Source organism: Streptomyces sp. NRRL B-24085, assembly GCF_001282115.1.
Lineage (GTDB): Bacteria > Actinomycetota > Actinomycetes > Streptomycetales > Streptomycetaceae > Streptomyces.
The window spans coordinates 1-5,584 of record NZ_LJBR01000599.1; the positions used below are offsets into that span (position 1 = coordinate 1).

At 69.8% G+C, this 5,584-nt stretch carries 7 protein-coding genes; all 7 read left to right on the top strand.

All coding sequences use genetic code 11. The annotated features are described in order from the left end of the window. A partial coding sequence (locus tag AOJ26_RS40050; RefSeq protein ID WP_143663605.1) for an MFS transporter occupies positions 1-376 on the top strand: 376 nt, incomplete at its 5' end. Further along, positions 327-1,499, top strand: coding sequence for an acetoin utilization protein AcuC (locus AOJ26_RS40055; RefSeq protein WP_053853254.1), 1,173 nt, complete (start codon positions 327-329; stop codon positions 1,497-1,499). The genes AOJ26_RS40050 and AOJ26_RS40055, both read left to right, overlap by 50 nt. 178 nt (positions 1,500-1,677) lie before the next feature. Next, positions 1,678-2,493 (top strand): phosphatase, encoded by an 816-nt coding sequence (locus AOJ26_RS40060; RefSeq protein ID WP_053853257.1) that lies wholly within the window; start codon positions 1,678-1,680, stop codon positions 2,491-2,493. A gap of 129 nt (positions 2,494-2,622) precedes the next feature. Continuing rightward, positions 2,623-2,832 (top strand): helix-turn-helix domain-containing protein, encoded by a 210-nt coding sequence (locus tag AOJ26_RS40065; protein ID WP_016437488.1) that lies wholly within the window; start codon positions 2,623-2,625, stop codon positions 2,830-2,832. 178 nt (positions 2,833-3,010) lie between these two features. Then, positions 3,011-3,109 (top strand): 30S ribosomal protein bS22, encoded by a 99-nt coding sequence (locus tag AOJ26_RS42555; RefSeq protein WP_003948845.1) that lies wholly within the window; start codon positions 3,011-3,013, stop codon positions 3,107-3,109. Between the two features lie 228 nt (positions 3,110-3,337). Next, complete coding sequence (locus tag AOJ26_RS40070) at positions 3,338-4,399, top strand: NAD-dependent epimerase/dehydratase family protein (protein WP_053853255.1); 1,062 nt, start codon at positions 3,338-3,340, stop codon at positions 4,397-4,399. A 14-nt stretch (positions 4,400-4,413) separates the two neighbouring features. Beyond that, the gene (locus AOJ26_RS40075) at positions 4,414-5,463 is read left to right on the top strand and encodes a lysophospholipid acyltransferase family protein (RefSeq protein ID WP_053853256.1); all 1,050 of its coding nucleotides are present in this window, start codon (positions 4,414-4,416) and stop codon (positions 5,461-5,463) included. The last annotated feature ends 121 nt before the right edge of the window (positions 5,464-5,584 follow it).

The window sequence follows — 5,584 nt, forward strand, 5'->3', positions numbered from 1 at the left end:
GGCCGGGGGGTTCGCGGTGGTGGCCGTGGCGCCCGGGCCGTGGGTGGGGATGCTCGGGTTCACGCTGCTGGGGATGGGGCTGTGTGTGCTGGTGCCGCAGACCTTCGCGGCGGCCGGGCGGTTGTTCCCGGGGGCGTCGGACGCGGCGGTGGCGCGGCTCAATGTCTTCAACTACGTGGGGTTTCTTGTGGGTTCGCCGTTGGTGGGGGCCTTGGGGGACGCGTGGAGCTATCGCGGGGCCATGCTCGTGCCGATGGTGTTGGTGCTGGTGACGCTGGTGTACGCCAAGTCGTTCGCGGCTCAACCGGACCGATACGGTGGCGGGCATGAGCGGCCGCGCACAGCTGATGTGGGACGAGGCAGTAACGGGCTATGACTTCGGCCCGGACCATCCGATGGATCCGGTCCGGCTCGATCTGACCCGGCGACTGGTGGACGCCTTCGGGCTGGACCGGGACGTGGAGGTCGTGGCCGCGAAGGCGGCGGGCGAGTCGACCCTGCGGCTCGTGCACCGGGAGGACTACGTCGAGGCCGTGAAGGCGGCCTCCGTGGACCCGGATGCGGCCGACCAGTCGTACGGGCTGGGGACCATGGACGACCCGGCCTTCGAGCGGATGCACGAGGTGTCCGCGCTGATCGCCGGGCAGTCGGTGGGGGCGGCCGAGGCCGTGTGGCGGGGGGAGGCGCTGCACGCGGTGAACTTCGCGGGCGGGCTGCACCACGCGATGCCCGGCGGTGCCTCGGGGTTCTGCATCTACAACGACGCCTCGCTCGCCATTGCGCGGCTGCTGGAGCTGGGGGCTTCGCGGGTCGCCTATGTGGACGTGGACGTCCATCACGGGGACGGGGTGCAGGCGGCGTTCTGGGAGGACCCGCGGGTACTGACGATCTCCCTGCACGAGCACCCCAGGACGCTGTTCCCGCAGACCGGGTGGCCGGAGGAGACGGGGGCGGACGCGGCCGAGGGCAGCGCGGTGAACGTGGCCCTGCCGGCGGGGACGGGGGACGCCGGGTGGCTGCGGGCGTTCCACGCGGTGGTCCCGGAGCTGATCGCCGACTTCCGGCCGGATGTGCTGGTGACGCAGCACGGGGCCGACACGCACTTCGAGGATCCGCTGGCCCATCTCGCGGTGTCGTTGGACGCTCAGCGTGCGGTGCAGGTCGCCTGCCACGAGATGGCGCACGAGTACGCCGGGGGGCGGTGGATCGCGCTCGGGGGCGGTGGGTACGCCGTGGTGGACGTCGTGCCCCGGTCCTGGACGCATCTGGTGGCGATCGCCGCGGGGCGGCCCATCGAGCCCGAGACGATGATTCCCGAGGGGTGGCGTCAGGAAGTGTTCGCCCGGACCCGGCAGTTGGCGCCGGCGCGGATGACGGACGGGCGGTGGCCGGTGTCCTACGCGGAGTGGGAGGCGGGGTACGACCCCGCGGATCGGCTGGATCAGGCGGTGCTGGCCACGCGGCGGGCGGTGTTTCCGTTGCGGGGGCTGTTGGCCTAGGGCGCCCAAAGGGGTGCCGCGTCCGGTTGCGGGGCGGCTGCGGGTGCGATGTGGCTGGTCGCGCCCGCGCGGCGGAGCCGCATATCGACCGGGCCCCGCGCCCCTGGGTTACTCCGACTGTGCGGTGTTTCTCTGTTCCCCTCTCCTCCTCACCCCTTCATCCGCCACCATCTCTCCCGTGTTGAGCACCGGCGCTCTCCGCGCCCATCTGCTGGCCGCTCGTCTAGCCGGGTCCGTGGCCACCTCGCGGGAGGAGAGTCTGCGGAGCTATCGGTTGTTCGCGGCCCGGGACCCCAGAGTGCTGATCGGGATTGACCCTGAACGGTCCTGGAATGAGCGGGATCTGATCGGTCTCATGGCCGACAAGTGCGGGGTTTCGGGCGATCCCAGGTGTACAACTGGCCGGGACGTGATCGATCCTGAACGGACGCTCGTCGCGCTCGACGCCTTCGCGGAGCGGCTCGCGGCAGTTTCCCAGCGCAGCGGGGCCGTGCTCCTCGGCACCGGCCACCCGCACCGACTGCTCGGTTTCTACGCCGCCCTCGCGGACGCCCTCTCGGCGGCGGGATGTACCGTCCTCACCCCTGCGCATGGTCGCTGTGTCGACATAACGACCCGGTTCGGTCTACGTACGTACAACCTTGAGTACGTACGAGGAGTCGCGCTCGTGCGGGAACCGGACGCGGAGAGCTCCGGTTGTGAGACCGGCGCACACACGCACTCGCCACTCCCGGTTCGTACTGCCCTGGCGGCCGCGGCGGAGAGCGGCGGGCCGCTTCCCGAGCTCGTGATCGGGGATCACGGATGGGTCTGCGGGGCAGGTCAGCTCGGGTGTGAGGTCATTGGGCTCGCGGATACGGACGACCCCGCGCTCTTCGTGGGGGAGGCGGAGGGGGCCGTGTCCGTCGTCGTTCCACTTGATGACGCTGTGCGGTCCGATTACTACCGGCCGCTGACCCGCTACGTACTCAATCGAGCGTGTCTGTCACAGTAGGCCGCCGATGGGTGCACCTCTTCCCCACTTGCATCACCCGCCCCTACATTGGGGAGTGAGCACGCAGCGACGAAGAGTCACCGGAAGGGGAAGCCGGTGGCCGTCGAGTGCGGAAGGTTCAGGTGTGTCATGGCTGCTGAACAGAGGCCTCTGAGTGAGGTTCAGTTCCTTACCGTGGCGGAGGTCGCCTCGGTGATGCGAGTGTCGAAGATGACCGTGTACCGGTTGGTGCACAGCGGTCATCTGCCCGCGATCAGGGTGGGACGGTCCTTCCGTGTCCCCGAGAACGCGGTTCACGAGTACCTCCGCGAGAGCTATGTGGGGGTGGAGACGGCCTGACGACGACCGGACTCGGGGAGGTTCCAAGGGGGCCTCAGGGCACTCGTGGACCCCTGCCGGATCTCCCCGGTTCACCTCGATTACGACCTCAGCGCTCGGGCGGGTAGGCTAGCCCCTCGTAGGTCGTATGGGCCCATGGCGCCCAGCACCGAGTGATGAGAAGTGAGCGAGGGTAGTCGTGGGCTCTGTTATCAAGAAGCGGCGCAAGCGGATGGCCAAGAAGAAGCACCGCAAGCTGCTCAAGCGCACGCGCGTTCAGCGTCGCAACAAGAAGTAAGCGACGCCGCGTAAGCGTGGTTGTGGCCCCCCACCTGATATCGGTGGGGGGCCACACGCGTGTCATGGGGTCCGTTCGGGCCGGATGTCGTCACCTCGCGCAGTGGGCGGTCATCACAGGGCGACATCGAACCGCTAAGTTGGCGGGACACGGGGAACGCGGCACAGGACCGGGGCTGTACACGGGTCCTTTTGGGGCTGGACTACGGCTGGAAGGAAGGCGCGGATCTTGGGAAAGGTCGTGCTCGTCACCGGAGTGGCCCGACAGCTGGGCGGCCGGTTCGTCCGGCGCATACAGCGTGACCCGCAGGTGGACCGGGTGATCGCCGTGGACGCGGTGTCGCCGGAGCACCACCTGGGCGGGGCCGACTTCATCCAGGCGGACATCCGGCAGCCCGGCATCGCCCGGGTGCTGGCCGAGACGGCCGCCGACACGGTCGTACACCTGGATGTGACGGCGATGGCGCTCGGCAGCGGGAGCCGGACCACGGTCAAGGAGACCAACGTCATCGGCACCATGCAGCTCCTCGGTGCCTGCCAGAAGTCGCCGAACGTGCAGCGGCTCGTGGTGAAGTCCAGTACCAACGTGTACGGCTCCGCGCCCCGCGATCCCGCCGTGTTCACGGAGACCACCCCGCCCAAGTCGCTGCCGTCCGGCGGCTTCGCCAAGGACACGGTCGAGGTCGAGGGGTACGTGCGGGGCTTCGCCCGGCGGCGGCCCGACGTGGCCGTGTGCGTGCTCAGGTTCGCCAACATCCTGGGGCCGACCGCGGACACCCCGCTCGCCTCGTACTTCGCGCTGCCGGTGCTGCCGACCGTGCTCGGATACGATCCGCGGCTCCAGTTCGTGCACGAGGACGACGTGATCGACGTGCTCAGGATCGCCTCGCACGAACCCGAGCGGGGCACGCTCAACAGCGGCACCTTCAACATCGCGGGCGACGGGGTCCTGCTGCTGTCGCAGTGTTCCCGGCGGCTCGGGCGGCCCACCGTGCCCCTGCTGCTGCCGGCCGTCACCTGGGCCGGCTCGCTGGTCCGTACGCTGGGGATGACGGACTTCTCGCCCGAGCAGATCCGGCTGCTCACCCACGGCCGGGTCGTGTCGACGGTCCAGATGCGCGAGACGCTCGGATTCCGGCCGAAGTACACGACGGCGGAGACCTTCGCGGACTTCGCGCGCAGCCAGGGTCCCGGGCTGCTGCCGCCGGAGGCCCTCGCGGGGGCCGTCGACCGGATCGCCGCGCTGCCCCTCGCGGGCGGCGGCAACCCCCCGACGCAGAGCGCCAACTGAGGAGCGCATCAACGATGGCGGACGCCAAGGTCATTCCGTTCGACGACGACCGGTCCCGCGCAGGCGCCGTACAGCGGCCGGCGCGGCGCCGGAGCGCGGGGAGTCGACGCAAGGGCTCCGAGCCCGCGCTGGTCCGTGAGGTCCAGCCCCTGCCCAGCGGGGCTTCCGCGCAGGATGATGATCCCGTGACGCGTGAGGAACAGCCGCCGCAGGCGCACGACGAGGGCGGCCTGGAGCGGCGGATCGCCGCGGGGCTCAGCTTCCTGCGCCGCCGGCTCACCGGGGACTACGAGGTCGACGACTTCGGCTACGACGAGGAACTCACCGACCAGGTCCTGATGTCCCTGCTGCGGCCGGTGTACGAGAAGTACTTCCGGGTCGAGGTGAAGGGCGTCGAGAACATCCCGGCGGAGGGCGGCGCGCTGATCGTCGCCAACCACTCCGGGACGCTGCCGCTGGACGGGCTGATGATGCAGGTCGCCGTCCACGACCACCATCCCGCGAACCGGCATCTGCGGCTGCTGGCGGCGGACCTGGTGTTCATGCTGCCGGTGGTCAACGAACTCGCCCGCAAGCTCGGCCACACGCTGGCCTGCGCGGAGGACGCCGAACGGCTGCTCGGGCAGGGCGAGCTGGTCGGTGTGATGCCGGAGGGCTTCAAGGGCATCGGCAAGCCCTTCAGCGAGCGCTACAAGCTCCAGCGCTTCGGCCGGGGCGGTTTCGTCTCGACGGCCCTGCGGCAGCGCACCCCGATCATTCCGTGCTCGATCGTGGGCGCGGAGGAGATCTACCCGATGATCGGCAACGCGAAGACCCTCGCGCGTCTGCTGGGCTTCCCGTACTTCCCGCTGACGCCGACGTTCCCCTGGCTGGGCCCCCTGGGTGCCGTCCCCCTCCCCACCAAGTGGACGATCCAGTTCGGCGAGCCGATCCCCACGGACGGCTACCCGCCGGAGGCCGCCGAGGACCCGATGCTGATGTTCAACCTGACCGACCAGGTGAGGGAACAGATCCAGCACACGCTGTACAAGCTGCTGGTGCAGCGCAGGTCGGTGTTCTTCTGAGGTTGTCTGTCGTACGACGGTGGGGGCGCCCTTCCTGTGAAGGGCGCCCCCACCGTCGTACTCGAAGGGCTAGTTGGCGTCCTCGCCCTGGATGCCCAGGCCCGGGAGGAGGCCCGGGAGG

Bases quoted from the DNA above. Each gene is read 5' to 3' on its own strand.
- AOJ26_RS40055 (WP_053853254.1), top strand. From the start codon at position 327: ATGAGCGGCCGCGCACAGCTGATGTGGGACGAGGCAGTAACGGGCTAT.
- AOJ26_RS40065 (WP_016437488.1), top strand. From the start codon at position 2,623: ATGGCTGCTGAACAGAGGCCTCTGAGTGAGGTTCAGTTCCTTACCGTG.
- AOJ26_RS40075 (WP_053853256.1), top strand. From the start codon at position 4,414: ATGGCGGACGCCAAGGTCATTCCGTTCGACGACGACCGGTCCCGCGCA.